The organism is Mycoplana azooxidifex (genome assembly GCF_014196765.1).
Lineage (GTDB): Bacteria > Pseudomonadota > Alphaproteobacteria > Rhizobiales > Rhizobiaceae > Mycoplana > Mycoplana azooxidifex.
On sequence record NZ_JACIEE010000001.1, the window covers coordinates 304,011 to 322,137 of the forward strand.

Here is an 18,127-nt window from a genome sequence, read left to right on the forward strand (position 1 = left end):
ATCCTCAGAATGCCTTGATCGTTGCGATGGACCGCTCGGCGAGCCGCTTCAGGTCCTTCGGGTTGTCGTGCTCGACGATGAAGTACCGCGCCTTGGTCCCGGCCAGCACCTTCATCAGTTCGCCCCAGGGCAGCGTCCCGTGGCCGACGTCCGCCCATCCGTCCTCTTCCGCGCTCTCGCCGGCGGGTGCGATGTCCTTGACGTGGACGGAGGTGATGCGGTCGGCATATTTCCTGATCCACGCGACCGGATCGGCGCCGCCGCGAACGATCCAGGCGATGTCGGCTTCCCAGGAGAGATCGGGACCGCCGGCGAAGATGTGGTCCTGCGGAAAGCTGCCGTCCGGCAGGGCGATGAACTCGAAGTCGTGGTTGTGCCAGCCGAAATCGAGCCCGGCCTTGCGATAGGGTGCGGACGCCTTCTGCAGCCGCTCGCCGAAGGCGCGCCAGCCGCCGGCGTCCGTCGGGCGGTCCTCCGGCAACAGATAGGGGCAGTAGATCGCCTTGATGCCGAGCGTGCGGGTGATCTCGAGCACGCGCTCGACCTCGTTCTCCAGCATGTCGATGCCGAAATGGGCCGTCGGCATGGCAAGCCCGTTCTTGTCGAGGTCTGCCTTGGTCGAGGCGATCGCCGCATCGTCGAGCGCGGCGTAGAGCGCGCCGTACCCCTCCACCTGGCTGTAGCCCGCCTGCGAAACGAGGCGGAACACGTCCGTGAAGGGCTGGAAATTGCGGGCGCTGTAGAGCTGGAAACTGACTTTCTGCACTGGGTTTGCTCCTGGGATTGGCACGCGGGGACGCGGCGCAGGTTGAAGTCTAGCCGTCCGAACCGGACTGGCAGGAATGAAGGTCCAAGGCGTGGAAGGCGGGCAACTCACCGGCCACAAGCGGCTGCGCGGGTGTGAAGACCAGCCGCCGTTCCTCGCCCGCGAGAAGATCGAAGACATTGTCGGACCAGCGCCCTGCGACGTTCGCCTCGACCATCACATGAAGGGCAAGCGCCCGCGCGGAGACGGTGACGTCGAAGCCGCCGTCCGCCCTCGGCGCAGAGGTGACCGCCAGCCCGGAAGGCGCAAGGTCGAGCGCCTTGTAGGGCACCGGCGCGTGGTGTCCGCTGCCGCTCATGCCATTCGATGCCTGGAACGACCAGAACAGCAGCGCGTCCTGCGGCACCTCGCTCGCATCGATCGAAAGAAGCGTCTCGGCCAGATCGGGTCCGCAGGTCCCCGAAGCGGTGCGGAAAGCCCTTGCCTCGCCGGAAAGCGAGACCAGCCGGCTACTGAACGAGACCTCGACCGCCTTCGCGGTATCGTTCACCATCGAGAAGTCGATGCGCCTGCCGTCCTTCGACGGGATGGCGGCAACGGCGACCGGCTGGAAGAAGCGGCGCGCCATGTAGTGCATCGCCTTCCATCCGCCGCCGTGGTCGAGGCTGGACCAGGAGGCGACCGGCCAGGTGTCGTTGAGCTGCCAATAGAGCGTGCCCATGCAATGCGGCTTGAGCGAACGCCAGTATTCGACGGCGGTGCGGATCGCGAGCCCCTGCTGGATCTGGCTCAGGTAGACGAAGCTCGGAAAATCCTTCGGGAAGCGGAAGCTGCGGAACATGGTCGCCGCGATCCGCTCGTTGCCGCCGGCGTTCTTCTGGTGCCACTCCATCACCGGCGAGGCGATGTTCATGTCCTTTTCGTCGGCGAACCGGCGGATCGCCGGCATCGACGTGTAGGACTGGAAGCCGAACTCCGAGCAGAAGCGCGGCCGGACGCTGCGATAGTCCTCGAACGGCTTGTTCTCGTGCCAGACCGACCAGTAGTGCATGTCGCCGGAGCCGTCGGCATGCCAGGCGTCGCCGAAATCGAGAGGGCCCGAAGCCGGGCTCGACGGCCACCAGATCGCGCCAGGCGCGGCCTTCTTCAGCGCCAGCTCGATCGTGCGGTTCAGCCGATCGTAGGAGACGAGATAGCGGTCGCGGTCCTTGCGCGAGACGTCGAACCAGCCGAGCGCGCCGACGAGTTCGTTGTCGCCGCACCACAAGACGATCGAGGGATGCGAGGACAGCCGGCGCACCTGGTAGTCGACCTCGGCGGTCACGTTGTCGAGGAATTCCGGCGTCGAGGGATAGAGGTTGCAGGCGAACATGAAGTCCTGCCAGACCATCAGCCCCATCTCGTCGCAGAGATCGTAGAACCAGTCGGGCTCGTAGAAGCCGCCCCCCCAGACACGGATCATGTTCATGTTGGCGTCGACCGCCGACTGCAGCAGGTCGCGCACGCCTTCCCGGGTGACGCGCGAAAACAGCGCATCGGCGGGGATCCAGTTGGCTCCGCGGCAGAAGATCTCGCGGCCGTTGATCCGGAAGGCAAAGCGGCTTCCCGCCTCGTCCCGGTCGGTCAGGTGTTCGACTTGGCGAAAACCAACTGTGCGCGACGCTGTCTCCGTCGGCGTCTCCACGACCACCCGCGACAACGGCTGCCCGCCGCTTCCGGCAGGCCACCACAGGTCCGGTTCGTCGACATGGAACAGATGCGTCAGCACCGTCTCCCCGGCATTGACGCCGATGTCGAGCCGCACCCGCTCGCCGTCGAGCGAGAAATGCACCGGCAGGATGCCCGGCTCCTCGGCGAGGAAAGTGGCGGTGACGTAGAGGTCGACGGAACCGTCCGCATGGTGGAACTGTCGCGTGGTGACGTGCTCGATGCGTGCGATCTCCAGCTTGCGCAGCACGATCGGCTCGTAGATGCCGAGCGGCGCGATCGCGAGGTTCCAGTCCCAACCGAAATGGCATTGCGGCTTGCGCAGCATGTTGCCGTTGGCGATCGGCGAGTTGCCCTCGTGCCAGGGCACGAAGAAGGGCAGCTCCGCCTGCCGGGCCGCCCCGGCTGCGACCGCCGAATGGATGACGACGCGGACGTGGTTCTCGCCGGCCTTCAGCGCCTCGGTAACGTCCGGCCGGTAGCGGCGGAAGCAGTTGTCGGTGTCCTGTACCAAAACGCCGTTCACATAGACGGAAGCCACCGTGTCGATGCTGCCGATGTCGAGATACCAGCACGCCTCCAGCATTTCCGGCTGCACCAGGAAGGTCCGCTCGATCGCCCAGTCGGCCTCCGCGACCCAGCGCGCATCAAGCTCGTTGCGGCCGACATAGGGGTCGGCGACGATGCCGGCGGCAATCAGCGCCGAATGCACGTCGCCGGGGACAGCCATTGGCGCCGCATGGGCGCCCTCCAGTGTCGAGAGCTGCCAGCTGCCGCTGAGGTCGATGGATGTGATGTCGGGTCTTGTGGTCATCGTTCAGTCTCGAACTCTTGGTTTTATTTCCTGGGGATCCACGCGCCCTCAGATCCGCTCCTCCGTCGCCGCATCGAACAGCGAGGCCAGCGACATGTCGAAGGAGAGCCTCACCTTCGTGCCCGGCCGGAAGCGGCGCGAACCGGCGGTCCGCACGGCCATCGTGTGCCCCGCGTGCTTGAGCCACAGGAGGTTGTCCGCCCCCATCGGTTCCTCGATGTCGACCACGGCCTCGTGCAACTCGCCGCCCGCCGCCGCCTCGTCCACCGCCACGTGCTCCGGCCGCACGCCGAGCACCACCTTGCGGCCGGGCAAGAGCGGATCGCCGGCCCTGTATCCGTTGAGCGAAAACGTCACCCCGCCGGCCACGAAAACGGTCTTCCCGTCTGCGCCGGTAGCGATCTCGCCCTTGAGGAAGTTCATCGACGGCGAGCCGATGAAGCCCGCGACGAACATGTTCCTCGGCGCGTTGTAGATCGTGTTCGGATCGGCGAGCTGCTGGATGACGCCGCCCTTCATGATGGCGATGCGGTCGGCCAGCGTCAGCGCCTCGATCTGGTCGTGCGTCACATAGATCATGGTGTTCTTCAGCGACTGGTGCAGCCGCTTGATCTCGACACGCAGTTCCGAGCGCAGCTTGGCGTCGAGGTTGGAGAGCGGCTCGTCGAACAGGAACACGTCGACGTCGCGCACCAGCGCCCGCCCGATCGCCACGCGCTGGCGCTGGCCGCCGGAAAGCTCGGACGGCTTGCGCTTCAGCAGCGGCCCGATCTGCAGGATCTCGGCGGCGCGCGCCACCCGCTTGTCGATCTCGCCCTGCGGCAGCTTCGCCACCTTCAGGCCGAAGGAGAGGTTCTTCTCCACCGTCATCTGCGGATAGAGCGCATAGGACTGGAACACCATGCCGATGCCGCGGTCCTTCGGCTCGTCCCAGGTGACGTTGCGGCCGTTGATGAAGATCTGCCCGTCGGTGATGTCGAGCAGCCCGGCGATGCAGTTCAAGAGGGTCGACTTGCCGCAGCCGGACGAGCCCAGCAGCACGAGGAACTCGCCCTCCTGGATATCGAGGTTGAGCTGGTCGAGGACGGTGACTTGGCCGAAGCTGAGTCTGAGGTCTTTGACGGAAACGCTGGTCATGCGCTTAGCCTTTCACGGCGCCGGCGGCGATGCCGCGGACGAACAGCCGACCGGAGACGAAGTAGACGAGGAGCGGGAAGGCGCCCGTCAGGATCGTCGCGGCCATGTTTACGTTGTATTCCTTCACCCCCTGGACGGAGTTGACGATGTTGTTGAGCTGCACCGTCATCGGGTAGTATTCGGGTCTCGTGAACACGACGCCGAACAGGAAGTCGTTCCAGATGCCGGTCACCTGCAGGATCATCGCCACGACGAAGATCGGCAGCGACATCGGCACCATGATCTTGAGAAAAATGCCCCAGAACCCTGCCCCGTCCACGCGCGCCGCCTTGAACAACTCTTCCGGCAGCGAAGCGAAATAGTTGCGGAACAGCAGCGTCAGGATCGGCATCCCGAAGATGGTATGGACGATGACGAGACCGGCGAGCGAGCCGTAGAGGCCGATCTCGCGCAGCACGATCACCAGCGGGTAGAGCATCACCTGATAGGGGATGAAGGCGCCGACGATCAGGATCGTGAAGAAGATGTCCGCGCCCTTGAAGCGCCAGTTGGACAGCGCATAGCCGTTGATCGAGGCGACCGCGATCGAGATGATCGTGGAGGGCACGGTGATCATCACGGAGTTCCAGAAGCCGCGCGAAAGCCCGTCGCAGTTCAGCCCCGTGCACGCGCTCGACCAGGCCTTCACCCAGGGCTCGAAGGTGATCTCCAGCGGCGGCGAGAAGATGTTGCCGACCCTGATCTCCGGCATGCCCTTCAGCGAGGTGACGATCATCACGTAGAGGGGCAGCAGGTAGTAGGCTGCGGCAACGAACAGCGTGCCGTAGACAACGATGGTGCGGGTCGACACCAGCCGGCGGGGCTTCGCTCCCCTCGGCCCTGCCTCCAACGCGGCAGGCACTTCCGCCAGATGGGCGGTCTTCTTCAGATGGCCACGGTCAGACACGCTTGCGCCCTCCCGAAAATTCCAGATAGGCCCAGGGAACGATGATGATCGCAACCGTGATCAGCATCATCGTGGAGGCGGCAAACCCCTGGCCGAGGTTCTGCGCCTGGAACATGTAGTCGTAGACGTATTTTGCCGGCACCTCGGAGGCGATGCCCGGCCCGCCGCTGGTCTGCGCCACGACGAGGTCGTAGACGCGGACGATGCCGCTGGCGATGATGACGAGCGTGGTCACGAACACCGGCCGCATCATCGGGATGACGACGAAGAGATAGGTCTTCCACATCGGGATGCCGTCCACCCGCGAAGCCTTCCAGATGTCCTCGTCGATGCCGCGCAGGCCGGCCAGCATCAGGCACATCACCAGGCCTGTCCCCTGCCAGAGTGCTGCAATCAGGATGCCGTAGATGACGATGCTGGAATCATAGAGCGGGTTAAAATCGAAGCCCGTCCAGCCCATGGCGCGCACCACCGATTGGATGCCGTGCTCGGGGTTCAGCAGCCACTGCCAGACAAGGCCGGTGACGATGAAGGAGAGCGCGAAGGGATAGAGGAAGATCGTCCGGAACGTGTTCTCGAAGCGGATCTTCTGGTCCATCAGCGCGGCCAGCATGAAGCCGATCACCATGCTGAAGATGAGCGAGAAGACGCCGTAGATCGCCAGGTTCTCGATCGACACGAGCCAGCGGGGCGCCGCCCACAGGCGCTCGTACTGGTCGAGACCGACGAACTTGAGGCGCGGCAGCAGCTTCGAACTCGTGAACGAATAAAGCACTGTCCACAGCGTGCCGCCGAGAAAGACGACGACGGCGGTCAGCATCATCGGAATGGATGCGATCTTGGCACTGAGGTTGCGCGTCAGGCGGCTCGGCCGCCCGGGGTGTGCGCGAACGGTCGCTCGACCCGTCACTTGACCCGTCATGGGTGTCTCCTCTCCGGTGTATATTCCTCGCCGCGGCAAGGCAACGTTGCCGTGCCGCCGGCCCCGTCCGGAGACCGGAGCCGGCGGCGTCAGCGCGAACAGGCCGATCAGTCGGCTGTCGCGATGATTTCGGCGAAGCGCTTCTGGGCGTCTTCCGGCGACATCAACCCGCTGGCGAAGAATTCGGAGAACAGGTCCTCCTTCTGCTTCTGGCTGTCGGCCGACAGCAACTGGTCGGTCCACTGGATGACGTTGCCCTTGGCCAGGATGTCGAGGCCCTTCTTCATGCAGTCGTTGGCGGCGCCAAGGTCGACGTCGCCGCGCACGGGCAGCGAACCCTTCTTAAGATTGAAGGCGACCTGGGCCTTGGGATCGACCAGCGTTTCAGCCAGCGCCTCCTGCGCCTTGGACTTCGCCTCGTCCTCGAGCAGCGGGAAGTAGAAGGCATCGCCGCCGGTGGCGATCATCTCGGTGACGCCGAGCCCGGGCAGGCAGCTATAGTCCTCGCCGGCCTTCAGGCCAGCCAGCTGGAATTCGCCCTGCGCCCAGTCGCCCATGATCTGGCCGCCGGCCTTGCCGGTGATGACCATGTTGGTCGCCTGGTTCCAGTCCTGGACGTTGGTGCCCCTGGAAATCCGCCGCGCGTCGTCGGCCGCCTTGAACACCTTGGCCATCTCCGGACCGGCGGCCACCTCGGCGTTCTTCTCGCCGAACACCTGCAGGAACACGTCCTTGCCGGCAAGCGCCAGCATCAGCACGTCGAAGGCGCCGTTCGCCTGCCAGGCCTGCCCGCCGACGGCGAGCGGCACGATCCCCGCCTTCTCGAGCGCCGGCGCGGCCGCGACGAGCTCGTCCCAGTTCTTCGGCACGGGAACGCCGGCCTTCTCGAACGCGGCGTTCGACAGCCACAGCCATTGCCAGGAATGGATATTGATCGGCGCGCAGTAGATCTTGCCGTCGATCGTGCATGAATCGAGCAGGCTCGCCGGCCGGATCACGTCCTTCCAGTTGCCCCGCTCGGCCACGTCCGTCAGGTCGCGCATCAGACCTTCCTGGACCAGTTCCTCAGCCTGCCGGCCGTGATTGAACTGCGTGGCGCCCATCGGGTCGCCGCCGGTGATGCGGCTGACCATGATCGGTCGGGCCGTGCTGCCGGCGCCGGCGATGGCGCCGTCCACCCATTTGTTGCCGGTAGCGTCGAAGGCCTTGGCCAGCTCGGCGACCGCCGCGGCTTCCCCGCCGGACGTCCACCAATGCGTCACCTCCAGGTCCGTCGCGTAGCTCGCTGCGACCGGAAGCGCGACAGTTGCCGCCAGAGCGGCAATCGCGGAACGAATTTTCATGAGTCTCCTCCCTCACTGAAACGTTGCAGTAAAAACCTAGAGCAATCGATTTGCTCGCGCAACCCGCCGTCGCGAGAATCCGCAGAATTTGTACCCGGTCAGCCAGGCGCTGAAATGCTGCAATGCGAAGAACTTTGCGTAATGCCTTGCTTTAATTGCACTTTATACGCAACCAATCGTGATCGATAGCACATATTTGCGCAAGCTGTTCAAACAAGCCGGACACAGCATTGACGCTGGCACGCAACCACGGCGGGCCAGAAAGCCACTCGACCGCCTCACAAGAAGCTAAAAGACGCCTCGACAACCGAACTGTATCGTTTCAGTATGGAAGTGCCATCGACGCAGGAGTGGCAACCGGTTCGCAGGCGTGGTACCGGCGATGGCAGAAGGGGATTGCAGACGCGCATGGACAGGATCACGAAGGAGCGGGCCAGCGGCGCCCCGTCCGGTCAGGAGCGACCGACGCTGAAGACGATCGCTTTCATGACCGGCCTCGGCATCACCACGGTTTCGCGCGCATTGAAGGATGCGCCGGATATCAGCCAGGAGACGAAGGAGCGCGTCCGCCTCGTCGCCAGCCAGATCGGCTACCAGCCGAACCGCGCCGGCGTGCGCCTCAGGACCGGAAAGACCAACGTGATCAGCCTCGTCCTCAGCCTCGAGGAAGAGATCATGGGCCTGACGAGCCCGCTCGTGGCCGGCATCTCGGAGATCCTCGGCGGCACCCCCTATCACCTCGTCGTGACGCCCTACCGCACCGCCAACAATCCGCTCGACCCGATCCGCTACATCCTTGAGACCGGTGCGGCGGACGGCGTCATCATTTCCCGCACCGAGCCGCGCGACCCCCGCGTCGCCCTGATGATGGAGCGCAACTTTCCCTTCGTCACCCACGGCCGCACGGTGATGGGGCTGGAGCATCCGTTCCACGACTTCGACAACGAGCGCTTCGCCTACGAGGCGGTCAAGCGGCTGGCCGAGCGCGGCCGGCGCCACCTGATGCTGCTGGAGCCGCCCCCGCACCTGACCTTCAACATCCACATGCGAACCGGCTTCGAGCGGGCGGTGCGCGACTTCGGCGCCTCGATCTATCCCTTCAGCGAGGTCAACCTCGATTCCGGCCTGCCGGACATCCGCGCAGCCTGCGAACGGGTGATGCGGAGCGCCGACGCGCCGGACGGCATCGTCTCCGGCAGCGGTTCCGGTGCAGTCGCGCTGATCGCCGCCGTCGAGGGCAGCGGCCGCCGGATCGGCCACGACATCGACATCGTCTCCAAGGAGCCCAGCACCTTCCTGCAGTGGCTCCGGCCCGAAATCATGACCATGCGCGAGGACATCCGCCTTGCCGGCCGCGAACTCGCCAGCGCCGTCATCGGCCGCATCAACGGCCGCCCGGCGAGCGAGTTGCAGACGCTGAGCTACCCGATTCCGACGGATTGATGCCTGCCCTCTGGGCGGAAGAAGCGCTGCCGCATCCGTAAACAAGAAGGGCCGGCGCACAGTGGCGCCGGCCCTTCGATGTTCCTGTAGACCGTGCGCCCCGCTCAGGCGCCGGCGACGAGGCCGCTGCCCCAGGGGCCGTGGTGGTTGTCGGCGCCGTCGATGCGGTCGAAGCCGTGCGCGCCGAAAAAGTCGCGCTGGGCCTGGATCATGTTGGCCGTGCCGCGGCCACGGCGGTAGCTGTCGAAGTAGCCGAGCGCAGAAGCCAGCGCCGGAACCGGTAGACCGGCGAGAACGGCAGCCGAGACGACGCGACGCAGCGCACCGTCGGTCTCCTTGACCATGGTGGAGAAGGCGGGCGTGACGATCAGGTTCGCCGCATCGGGTGCTGCGGTGAAGGCGGACGTGATCTCGTCGAGGAACTGCGAGCGGATGATGCAGCCGGCACGCCAGATCTTGGCGATCGTCGGCATCGGCAGGTTCCAGCCGAATTCCTTCGAGGCTGCTGACATGACGGCGAAGCCCTGCGCATAGGCGCCGATCTTGCCGGCCAGCAGCGCGCTTTCGAGATCCTTGATGAAGGCGTCCCTGTCGGAAACGGACAGCGCAGAGAGGCCGGGCAGGCCGAGGGTCTTCTCGGCCGCCTCGCGCTCGTCCTTCATCGACGACAGGCTGCGGGCAGCCACGGCCGCCTCGATCGCGGTCGCCGGCACGCCCATGTTCTGCGCCTCGATCACCGACCACTTGCCGGTGCCCTTCTGGCCGGCCTTGTCGAGGATCATGTCGACGATCGGCTTTCCGGTCAGCGGATCGGCGGTCTCGAGCACCGTTCCGGAGATCTCGATCAGATAGGAGTTCAGGCGGCCCTTGTTCCAGGTGTCGAACACCTTGCCGATCTCGGTCGCGCTCATGTTCAGGCCGTCGCGCAGGATGCCGTAGATCTCGGCGATCATCTGCATGTCGGCATATTCGATGCCGTTGTGGATCGTCTTGACGAAGTGGCCGGCGCCGTTTTCGCCGAGCCAGGCGACGCAGGGCTCGTCATTGTACTTGGCGGCGATCGAGGTCAGCACCTTCTCCACGCGCTTCCAGCTGTCTTCCTTGCCGCCGACCATGATCGAGGGGCCGTGGCGGGCACCCTCCTCGCCGCCGGACACCCCCATGCCGATGAAGGTCAGGCCGCTGTCCTTGAGCGCGTCGAAGCGGCGCATCGTGTCGCGGAAGTTGGCGTTGCCGGCATCGATCATGATGTCGTTCTTCTCAAGGAACGGCTTCAAAAGTTCCATCTGCTGGTCGACCGGATCGCCGGCCTTGATCATGATGATGATCGGCCTCGGCGGGCGGATGGCGGCGACAAATTCCTCGATGGTCTCGCAGGGGACGATCTGATCCTTGAGGCTGCCCGCCTCCTCGTAGAATTCCCGGGTACGCTCGGCCGTGCGGTTGAAGACCGCGATCTTGTTGCCCTTCTCGGCAATGTTGAGCGCCAGGTTCGATCCCATAACGCCGAGACCGATCAAACCGATTTCCGCCTGTGCCACGTTCATACCTCCGTCTGGAATGGTGCTTTGCCGGACGGCCGCAGAGGTCGAGAGGCGCTGCATAAAGATGGTTGCCCGTAGCGGAACAAGAAGAACCCGCTCCACTTTCGGTAGGCGGCTGTTTTGGCATTCAAATCGATTTACGACAAGCCGTTGTTTGGTAACAATCGCGCATGGCAGCTACCCGCCGTGCGCACCCGGCGAGCCGCGCTTGCCGCCTTCTTCGTCGTCGAGCACGCGCCACGCCGCTCCGTCCAGGTCGTCATACTGACCGCTGCGGATCGACCAGAGGAAGGCGGCAAGGCCGAGCCCGCCGAGGAAGAGCGCAATCGGGATGAGGTAGATCAGCGTGTTCATGCCGGCCTCGCCAGTCCCGACGCCGGCTTCGGCCCGGCCGCATCCTGCCGCAGCACCGGTGCCGGACCGCGCAGCCGCAGCGAATTCGCCACGACGATGATGGACGAGGTCGACATCGCGACAGCCGCGATCAGCGGGGTCGCATGGCCGAGGATCGCGACCGGCACGGCGATGACGTTGTAGCCGATCGCAAGCGTGAAGTTCTGCCGGATCAGGCTGCCTGCCCGCTTCGAGGTCTCGACCGCGAAGGAGACGGCGTCCAGCCCGTCGCGCAGGAAGACGAGGTCGGCCGCCTGCCGGCCGATGTCGGCGGCTGTTGCCGGCGCCATCGACACATGGGCCGCCGACAGTGCCGGCGCATCGTTGATGCCGTCGCCCACCATCAGCACCTTTGCGCCTGCCGCGGCACTTTCCTTGACCGCCTCGGTCTTGTCGCGCGGCGCAAGCCCTGCCCGCCAGCGGCTGACGCCGAGCTGGGCTGCGACCCGCTCCACGGCGGCCGGACGGTCGCCGGACAGGATGCCGACTTCGATCCCGTCCTTGCGCAGGTGGGTGACGGTTTCGCGGGCGGCAGGCCGCAGCCGGTCCTCGAACCGGAAGGTCTCGATCGCGACGCCGTCGAGCGACAGCACGACCTCCGAGGCCGGAATGCCATCGTCTGCCGGCTCGCCGCCGCTGCAGGCAAAGGCACGGTTTCCGAGCCGCCAGGTCCCCTCCGGCGTCACCGCCTCAAGGCCACTGCCCGGAATCTCCGCCACCGCCTCGAACTGCGGCACCGGCCCGAGATGGGCGGCGGCCAGCGCGGCCGAGAGCGGGTGGCGGGAATGGGCTGCAAGGGCTGAGGCGACGGCGAATGTCTGGTCACCCTTCAGGGTACCCGGCCGGCGGCCGACAGCCTCCCGCCCGATCAGGCGCGGCGCCCCCATGGTGAGCGTACCGGTCTTGTCGAAGACCGCGGTATCGATCTCGGCGAGCCTCTCCATCGCCGAACCGTCCTTGACCATGATGCCGCTCGCAAACAGGCGTCCCGCCGCCACCACCTGCACCACCGGCACGGCGAGGCCGAGCGCACAGGGGCAGGTGATGATCAGGACGGCGACGGCGACCAGCATCGCATGCTTCCAGTCGCCGTCGGCAAAGCCCCAGCCGAGGAAGGAGGCCAGCGCCAGCAGGTGCACCGCCGGCGAATAGTAGGATGCCGCCCGGTCGGCGATGCGCCGATAGCGGGCGCGCCCGCCTTCGGCCGCCTCCATCAGGCCGATGACCTCGGCCAGAAACGAATCCCGCGCCACCGCCACGGCCTCGACCACCAGCGCCCCGGTGAGGTTCATCACGCCTGCCTCGAGCATGCTGCCCGGCTTTGCCGTGACCGGTGCACTCTCGCCGCTGACGAGCGAACGATCGACGTCGCTCATGCCGGCGACGACGCGGGCGTCGACGGCCAGCCGTTCGCCGGCTGCGACCGACAGCCGGTCGCCCACCGCGATCTCCTCGACGGGGCGATACTCCCGCGCTCCGTCATCCTTGATCACCATCGCGCCGCGGGGCGAAAGCCTGGCAAGGCTGGTGATTGCCGAACGCGCCCGGTCGCGCATGACATGGTCCAGCGTGCGACCGATCAGCAGGAAGAACAGCAGCGTCACCGTGGCATCGAACCAGGCATGTTCGCCGTGATGGATCGTCTCCCACAGCGAGACGAAATAGGAGAGCGTCACCGCCAGCGAGATCGGCACGTCCATGTTGGTCCGCCCGTGCTTCAACGCGCCCCAGGCGGAGCGGAAGAAGAAGCGCCCGGCATAGATCAGCACCGGACCCGCGATCAGCGCCGAGATCCAGTGGAACAGGTCTCGCGTGGACGCTTCCGCACCCGACCAGATCGAGACCGAGAGCAGCATGATGTTCATCGCCGCGAATCCCGAGACGGCGACGGCACGGATCAGTTCGTTGCGCAGCGCGTCGTCGGCTGCGATCGGCACGGTGAAGAGGTGGGCGGTGTAGCCGGTGCTGGCGATGGCGGCGGGGATCGCCTGCGGATCGAAGCCCTCGACATCGCGCCAGCGCACCGACACGCGCCGGGCGGTCAGGTTGACGCGGGCGCTTTCGATCGACGGCAGGCCCGACAACGCGCCTTCGATCGTGGAGATGCAGGCGCCGCAGTGGACGCCGGGAACGCTGAGATCGCTCTGGCGCAGGCCCTCGCCCAGATCGCGGGCGGCCAGCCGCATCTCTTCTGCAGACGGCAGCGCGCCGCCGGCAGCGTCGATCGCGCCTTCGGTACCCGGTGCGCAGCAGCTCATGGCCTGCCTCCTGCGACGACCGTGCGGATCGTCTGGTGAAAGATCGGCTGCCCTCCGCGAACGCTCGCGATGTCCGCGATCCATTGGCCTGCGGGCAATGTCCGTGCGGCAGAGTAGTTTCCCTCCCCGTCGCCGACAAGCGTCAGCGTGAAATCTTCCCGCTCGTCGGTGGGACGCTTGAACGTGACGGTCACCGCGTCGGCGGCAATCGGCCCGCCCGCAGCATCGTGGAGCCGGTAGCTGACCCGGCCGTCGGCGATGGTCAGTTCGCCGGCAAAACCGCTCTCGGCAAACGCCCTCGCCTTCTCCACCTTGCCGTTGAACTCCTGGCTGGCGACATAGGTGTTCTGCACCACCAGCCCGCTCCAGCTGCTGACCGCGTTCCAGGCCATGACGAGGTTGACCGTGATGATGGTACCGAAGAACAGCAGCATCACCCCCAGCATGTGCCAGCCGGTAAAGCGGAAGCCGGGCTCGTCGGTTTTTGCGGGCGTGGTCATCTTGCGCCTCCGGGCACGTTGAAATGGGCGTCATAGGTTCCGCGTTCGCCGCCCGGCCTGTCCTCGGCGATCAGGCTGAAGCCCTCGCCGGCCTCGGCGCGGAAGTCCTTGGGCAGCGTCACGAACACCTTCACCGCGGTCACCTTGTCGGGCTGGACCGGGATGTCGAAGCTGCGCCCGTTGCCGTCCGGGATGCCGGAAATGCGCATGGTCGCATGTGGCAGTCCCTCGATCGAAAGCGTGATGGTGCGCGGCTCGGGGATCATGTTCAGGAGCTTCACCTCGTAGCCGTTGCGGATCGATCCGTCCGATTCGACCACGAATTGCGGGTTGCGGTCGTGGATGACGTTGAGCCCCAGCCGGTCGCGCGAGACCAGCGCGAACACGAGCCCGAGACCGGCCAGCGTCCATATGACCAGATAGAAGACGGTGCGCAGCCGGAAGATGATGCGCCAGTCGAAATGCCGCACCTTTTCCGAGAAATTGCCGTCCGCCATGCGCACGCGCGCCGGATCGATCGGACCGGCGCCACCGCCGGTGGCAAGCGCCATGTTGGCGCTATAGTCCGAAAGCGTCGCATAGGCGATCAGCCCCCTCTCCCTGCCGAGCTTGTCCATCACCCCGTCGCAGGCATCGATGCAGAGCGCGCAGGTGATGCATTCCATCTGCTGGCCGTCGCGGATGTCGATACCCATGGGACAGACGGCCACGCAGGCGTTGCAATCGACGCAGTCGCCGACGCTCGCACCCTCCGCAACCGCCTTCTTGGCATGGCGCGAGCGCGGCTCGCCGCGCCAGTCGTTGTAGGTGACGACCAGCGAATTCTCGTCCACCATCGCCGCCTGGATGCGCGGCCACGGGCACATGTAGGTGCAGACCTGTTCGCGCATCAGGCCGCCGAAGACATAGGTCGTCGCCGCCAGCACGGCCACGGTAATGTAGGCGACGGGCTGCGCCTTCAGGGTAACGAAGCTCGCAAGCAGGTGCGGCGCGTCGGCGAAGTAGAAGATCCAGGCACCGCCGGTGGCGACCGCAATCGCGAGCCAGATGGCATGCTTGGCGATGCGCTTGCGGATCTTGTCGAAGGTCCAGGGGCCGGCGTCGAGCTTCATGCGCGCATTCCGGTCGCCTTCGATCGCCCGTTCGACCACGAGGAAGAGATCGACCCAGACGGTCTGCGGACAGGCATAGCCGCACCAGGCGCGCCCGATCGCCGAGGTGACGAGGAACAAGCCGAAGCCCGCCATCACCAGCAACCCCGCCACGAAGAAGAATTCCTGCGGCCAGATCTCGATGAAGAAGAAATAGAACCGCCGACCGGCGAGGTCGACCAGCACCGCCTGGTCCGGTGCATGCGCACCGCGGTCCCAGCGGATCCAGGGCGTCAGGTAGTAGATGCCGAGCGTGATCAGCATCACGATCCACTTGAAGCGCCGGAACTGGCCCTCGGCCCGCTTCGGGAAGATCTTCTTCCGCTTTTCATAGAGCGGCTTGCGCACCTTGGCGGAATTGACCGCCTCGGCGTCAAGCCGTTCGATTGCGGCATCCTCTGAGGGCTCAAGGGCGTTGTAGATGTTCATCGATGCACCGTCTCCACGCCCTGTTTGTGCGCCGCCGGCCCGCCTCGCTCCTTGACTTAAGTCAAAGATCGGGGTTGCCGGGCGCCCCGCCGGATGCGACAAAACAGCCGTTGTGACGGCACGGAGGAGGATACGACGATGACCACAATGCCCGCCCGGATCGTCCACGTCTCGATCGCGCGGAACTGGTCCGAGGTCTATGCCTTCGCCGCAAGGCCGGAAAACATGCCGCTCTGGGCCTCCGGCCTCGCCGCAGGGCTGACGCGAGAAGGGCAGGACTGGATTGCCGACGGCGGGCCTGTTGGCAACGTCCGGGTCCGCTTTGCCGAAGACAACGGCTTCGGCGTGATCGACCACAGCGTGACGATGCCGGACGGCCTCGTCGTCCGAAACGCCCTGCGGGTGGTGCCGAACGGCGACGGCGCCGAGGTGATGTTCACCCTGCTCCGGCTGCCGGGCATGGACGATGCGGCGTTCGAGGCCGATGCGACCCATGTGGCGCGGGATCTGCAAACGCTGAAAACATTGCTGGAAAAGGACGGAGAGAACTGATGGCCACCGCCGGCAACGATCGCAAGATCGACTACATCGAATTCAATGTCACCGACATCGCCCGCGCGAAAGCCTTCTACGGTTCTGCGTTCGACTGGACCTTCACCGACTACGGGCCAGAATACAGCGAGTTCCAGGACGGCCGGCTGACCGGCGGCTTCACCACGCTGGCACCGGTCAAAGCAGCCGGCGGCCCGCTGGTCATCCTCTTCGCCGACGATCTCGAAGACGCCGTCGCCCGCGTCGAGAAAGCCGGCGGCCGCATCGTCAAGCCGATCTTCCCCTTCCCCGGCGGACGCCGCTTCCAGTTCGCCGATCCGGACGGGTACGAGCTGGGGGTGTGGTCGGATCGTTAGAGTCGGTTCCGGCGCCACCAATTCTGGATAGTCTTCACGCGCCACAGCTTGTAAGGTGTCCGACAAAACCTGGAGCAAGCGGCCATGAGTGCCAACGCGAAGCACGGTCAAAACCTGCCAAAGCCGCGAAGCGGGGTTGACGCCACGCGCAAGACGGCCGTGGGGGCATCGGATCGGATCCGGCGACTCCACGCGATCTTGAAAACGACGGAACAAGGTCGTCGCCATCTTTCGGAAGAGGAAGTGTTGCGGCAGGTCGCTGACGTCCGTGGCGACTGAGAATGCCGCAACGCATCTATGTCGACAGCAATATCTTTATCTACCTGATCGATGGCGATGACGACACGCGCCGCCGGGCACTGTCGGCGCTGGAGGAATTCGACCGACAGAACGCGAACATGTTCACATCCGAACTGACGATCGCCGAGTGCACCATCGCCCCGATCAGGGACCAACGGACGGACATCGTTGCGGCCTTTCACGGCCTGCTCGAAGATCCGAAGATCGTCGAACTGATGGCGATAACTCGTGACACTCTGGGACTGGCTGCGAACATGGCCGCCAGACTTCGATTGAAGCTGCCGGATGCCATCCACGTCGCAACCGCAGAAACCCTCTCCTGCGGAGTCTTCCTGACGAACGACCGGGGCATTCGCGCCCCAGCCGGCATCGAGATCCGGCAAATCTAAAGCACATCGCGATCTTTCAGATTCGCTCCCGCGCTTTAGACCTTTGATTTTGCGCATGTCGTAGTCGTAAAACCGCTACACACTTTTGCGCGACATGCTTTGGCCGGCAGCGCCGGGCAGGCTACTCGCCGCCGCCCAGCGAATGCACGAACACAGCGAGTTGCTTGACCGTCGGTTCGCCGAGACGCGGCAGCCAGGCGGGCATGACCCCGTGCCTGGGGGCGCGGACCTGGTTGGCGATCGCTTCCTCGCCCTCGCCCTTCAGCCAGATCGCGTCCGCAAGGTTCGGGGCGCCCATCTCGCGGTTGCCCCTTGCATCGTCGCCGTGGCACGAGGCGCAGTTGTCGGCGAAGATCTGCTGGCCCGGTTCGACCATGGCCGCATCGTGCGGCACACCTGTCAGGCTCACCACATAGGCGGAAACCTGCTTGATCTCGTCAGGCTGCAGCATGTCGTCAAACGCCGGCATCTCGGAGACATGCGTATCGGCGTCGCCTTCGAAGCGGATGCCGTGGGCGATCGTGTTGTAGATCTCGTCGACGCTGCCGCCCCAGACCCAGTCGTCGTCGTTCAGGTTCGGGAAGCCCGCCGAGCCCGCCGCACCCGAGCCGTGGCACTGCACGCAGTTGACCTTGAAGGCGGCGGCCCCGCCAGCGATCGCGAACTGCGACAGTTCCGGGTCGGCGACGATGTCGGCAAGCGGCGCAGACGCGATCCGGTCCACGTAAACCACCTGCGCGGCCTTGGCCGCCTCCAGGTCCCTGGCCACGTCGGCACGGCCGGAATAGCCGAGAACGCCGCGCGTCGCCTCCGTCAGCATCGGCCAGGCCGGATAGGCGATCATGTAGCCGATCCCCCAGACGATGGTGGCATAGAAGGTCCAGACCCACCAGCGCGGCATCGGGTTGTTCAGTTCGCGGATACCGTCCCATTCATGGCCGGTGGTCTCGACGCCGGAGATCTCGTCAATGTGCTTTTCAGCACCATGTTTGTCAGCCCCATGCTTGTCAGCCATGGTGTCAGTCCTCCTTGAGAGGGATTTGCGCGGCATTCTCGGCGGCCTTGCGTCCGCTGGGCCGGAAGGTGAAGAGTATGACGCCGACGAAGAAGATCGCCATGGCGAGCAGTCCCCAGACGTCGGCGAAGTGCCGCATGGCCGTGTAGGTTTCCATGGTCC

17 protein-coding genes are annotated in these 18,127 nt (G+C 65.4%); 4 read left to right on the forward strand and 13 right to left on the reverse strand.

Going from position 1 to position 18,127, the window contains the following annotated elements; all coding sequences use genetic code 11:
- Positions 1 to 4: 4 nt before the first annotated feature.
- From GGQ64_RS01445 to GGQ64_RS01470, 6 genes are all read right to left on the reverse strand, one after another.
- Positions 5 to 766: a TIM barrel protein gene (locus GGQ64_RS01445; RefSeq protein WP_183798122.1), complete on the reverse strand. Its 762-nt coding sequence runs from the start codon at positions 764 to 766 to the stop codon at positions 5 to 7.
- A 49-nt stretch (positions 767 to 815) separates the two neighbouring features.
- Positions 816 to 3,287 carry a beta-mannosidase gene (locus tag GGQ64_RS01450; protein WP_183798124.1) on the reverse strand — a complete coding sequence of 824 codons (2,472 nt, stop codon included), beginning with the start codon at positions 3,285 to 3,287 and terminating at the stop codon, positions 816 to 818.
- A 48-nt stretch (positions 3,288 to 3,335) separates the two neighbouring features.
- Positions 3,336 to 4,424 carry an ABC transporter ATP-binding protein gene (locus GGQ64_RS01455; RefSeq protein WP_183798126.1) on the reverse strand — a complete coding sequence of 363 codons (1,089 nt, stop codon included), beginning with the start codon at positions 4,422 to 4,424 and terminating at the stop codon, positions 3,336 to 3,338.
- Positions 4,425 to 4,428: 4 nt separating this feature from the next.
- On the reverse strand, positions 4,429 to 5,370 hold the full coding sequence (locus GGQ64_RS01460; RefSeq protein ID WP_183798128.1) for a carbohydrate ABC transporter permease: 942 nt from the start codon (positions 5,368 to 5,370) through the stop codon (positions 4,429 to 4,431).
- Positions 5,363 to 6,292, reverse strand: a complete 930-nt coding sequence (locus GGQ64_RS01465) for a carbohydrate ABC transporter permease (protein WP_183798130.1) — start codon at positions 6,290 to 6,292, stop codon at positions 5,363 to 5,365. Before GGQ64_RS01465 ends, GGQ64_RS01460 begins: the two co-directional genes overlap by 8 nt.
- A gap of 107 nt (positions 6,293 to 6,399) precedes the next feature.
- The gene (locus GGQ64_RS01470; protein WP_183798132.1) at positions 6,400 to 7,635 is read right to left on the reverse strand and encodes an ABC transporter substrate-binding protein; all 1,236 of its coding nucleotides are present in this window, start codon (positions 7,633 to 7,635) and stop codon (positions 6,400 to 6,402) included.
- Positions 7,636 to 8,043: 408 nt separating this feature from the next.
- Between GGQ64_RS01470 and GGQ64_RS01475 the strand changes: the two genes are divergently transcribed.
- Complete coding sequence (locus GGQ64_RS01475; protein ID WP_183798134.1) at positions 8,044 to 9,078, forward strand: LacI family transcriptional regulator; 1,035 nt, start codon at positions 8,044 to 8,046, stop codon at positions 9,076 to 9,078.
- 104 nt (positions 9,079 to 9,182) lie between these two features.
- Here the strand turns inward: GGQ64_RS01475 and gndA are convergent, their stop codons facing one another.
- The 5 genes from gndA to ccoG form a co-directional block, all read right to left on the reverse strand.
- Positions 9,183 to 10,619, reverse strand: coding sequence for an NADP-dependent phosphogluconate dehydrogenase (gene gndA, locus GGQ64_RS01480; protein ID WP_183798136.1), 1,437 nt, complete (start codon positions 10,617 to 10,619; stop codon positions 9,183 to 9,185).
- 180 nt (positions 10,620 to 10,799) lie between these two features.
- On the reverse strand, positions 10,800 to 10,976 hold the full coding sequence (gene ccoS / locus GGQ64_RS01485) for a cbb3-type cytochrome oxidase assembly protein CcoS (protein ID WP_183798138.1): 177 nt from the start codon (positions 10,974 to 10,976) through the stop codon (positions 10,800 to 10,802).
- A complete protein-coding gene (locus GGQ64_RS01490) occupies positions 10,973 to 13,273 on the reverse strand; it encodes a heavy metal translocating P-type ATPase (protein WP_183798140.1) in 2,301 nt (766 codons plus the stop codon). Before GGQ64_RS01490 ends, ccoS begins: the two co-directional genes overlap by 4 nt.
- Positions 13,270 to 13,773 carry a FixH family protein gene (locus GGQ64_RS01495; RefSeq protein ID WP_183798142.1) on the reverse strand — a complete coding sequence of 168 codons (504 nt, stop codon included), beginning with the start codon at positions 13,771 to 13,773 and terminating at the stop codon, positions 13,270 to 13,272. The genes GGQ64_RS01490 and GGQ64_RS01495 overlap by 4 nt, the downstream gene beginning before the upstream one ends.
- Positions 13,770 to 15,353 carry a cytochrome c oxidase accessory protein CcoG gene (ccoG, locus tag GGQ64_RS01500; protein WP_183798143.1) on the reverse strand — a complete coding sequence of 528 codons (1,584 nt, stop codon included), beginning with the start codon at positions 15,351 to 15,353 and terminating at the stop codon, positions 13,770 to 13,772. The genes GGQ64_RS01495 and ccoG overlap by 4 nt, the downstream gene beginning before the upstream one ends.
- A gap of 138 nt (positions 15,354 to 15,491) precedes the next feature.
- On the opposite strand from ccoG, the gene GGQ64_RS01505 reads away from it, so the two are divergent.
- The 3 genes from GGQ64_RS01505 to GGQ64_RS01515 all read left to right on the forward strand — a co-directional run bounded on the left by GGQ64_RS01505 (position 15,492) and on the right by GGQ64_RS01515 (position 16,950).
- Positions 15,492 to 15,905, forward strand: a complete 414-nt coding sequence (locus GGQ64_RS01505) for an SRPBCC family protein (protein ID WP_183798145.1) — start codon at positions 15,492 to 15,494, stop codon at positions 15,903 to 15,905.
- Positions 15,905 to 16,261, forward strand: coding sequence for a VOC family protein (locus tag GGQ64_RS01510; protein ID WP_183798147.1), 357 nt, complete (start codon positions 15,905 to 15,907; stop codon positions 16,259 to 16,261). The genes GGQ64_RS01505 and GGQ64_RS01510 overlap by 1 nt, the downstream gene beginning before the upstream one ends.
- A gap of 281 nt (positions 16,262 to 16,542) precedes the next feature.
- Positions 16,543 to 16,950: a type II toxin-antitoxin system VapC family toxin gene (locus GGQ64_RS01515; RefSeq protein ID WP_183798149.1), complete on the forward strand. Its 408-nt coding sequence runs from the start codon at positions 16,543 to 16,545 to the stop codon at positions 16,948 to 16,950.
- Between the two features lie 121 nt (positions 16,951 to 17,071).
- On the opposite strand, the gene ccoP is transcribed toward GGQ64_RS01515, so the two are convergent.
- Positions 17,072 to 17,965, reverse strand: coding sequence for a cytochrome-c oxidase, cbb3-type subunit III (gene ccoP, locus GGQ64_RS01520; RefSeq protein ID WP_183798151.1), 894 nt, complete (start codon positions 17,963 to 17,965; stop codon positions 17,072 to 17,074).
- Between the two features lie 4 nt (positions 17,966 to 17,969).
- Positions 17,970 to 18,122 carry a cbb3-type cytochrome c oxidase subunit 3 gene (locus GGQ64_RS01525; RefSeq protein WP_183798153.1) on the reverse strand — a complete coding sequence of 51 codons (153 nt, stop codon included), beginning with the start codon at positions 18,120 to 18,122 and terminating at the stop codon, positions 17,970 to 17,972.
- Positions 18,123 to 18,127: the final 5 nt, after the last annotated feature.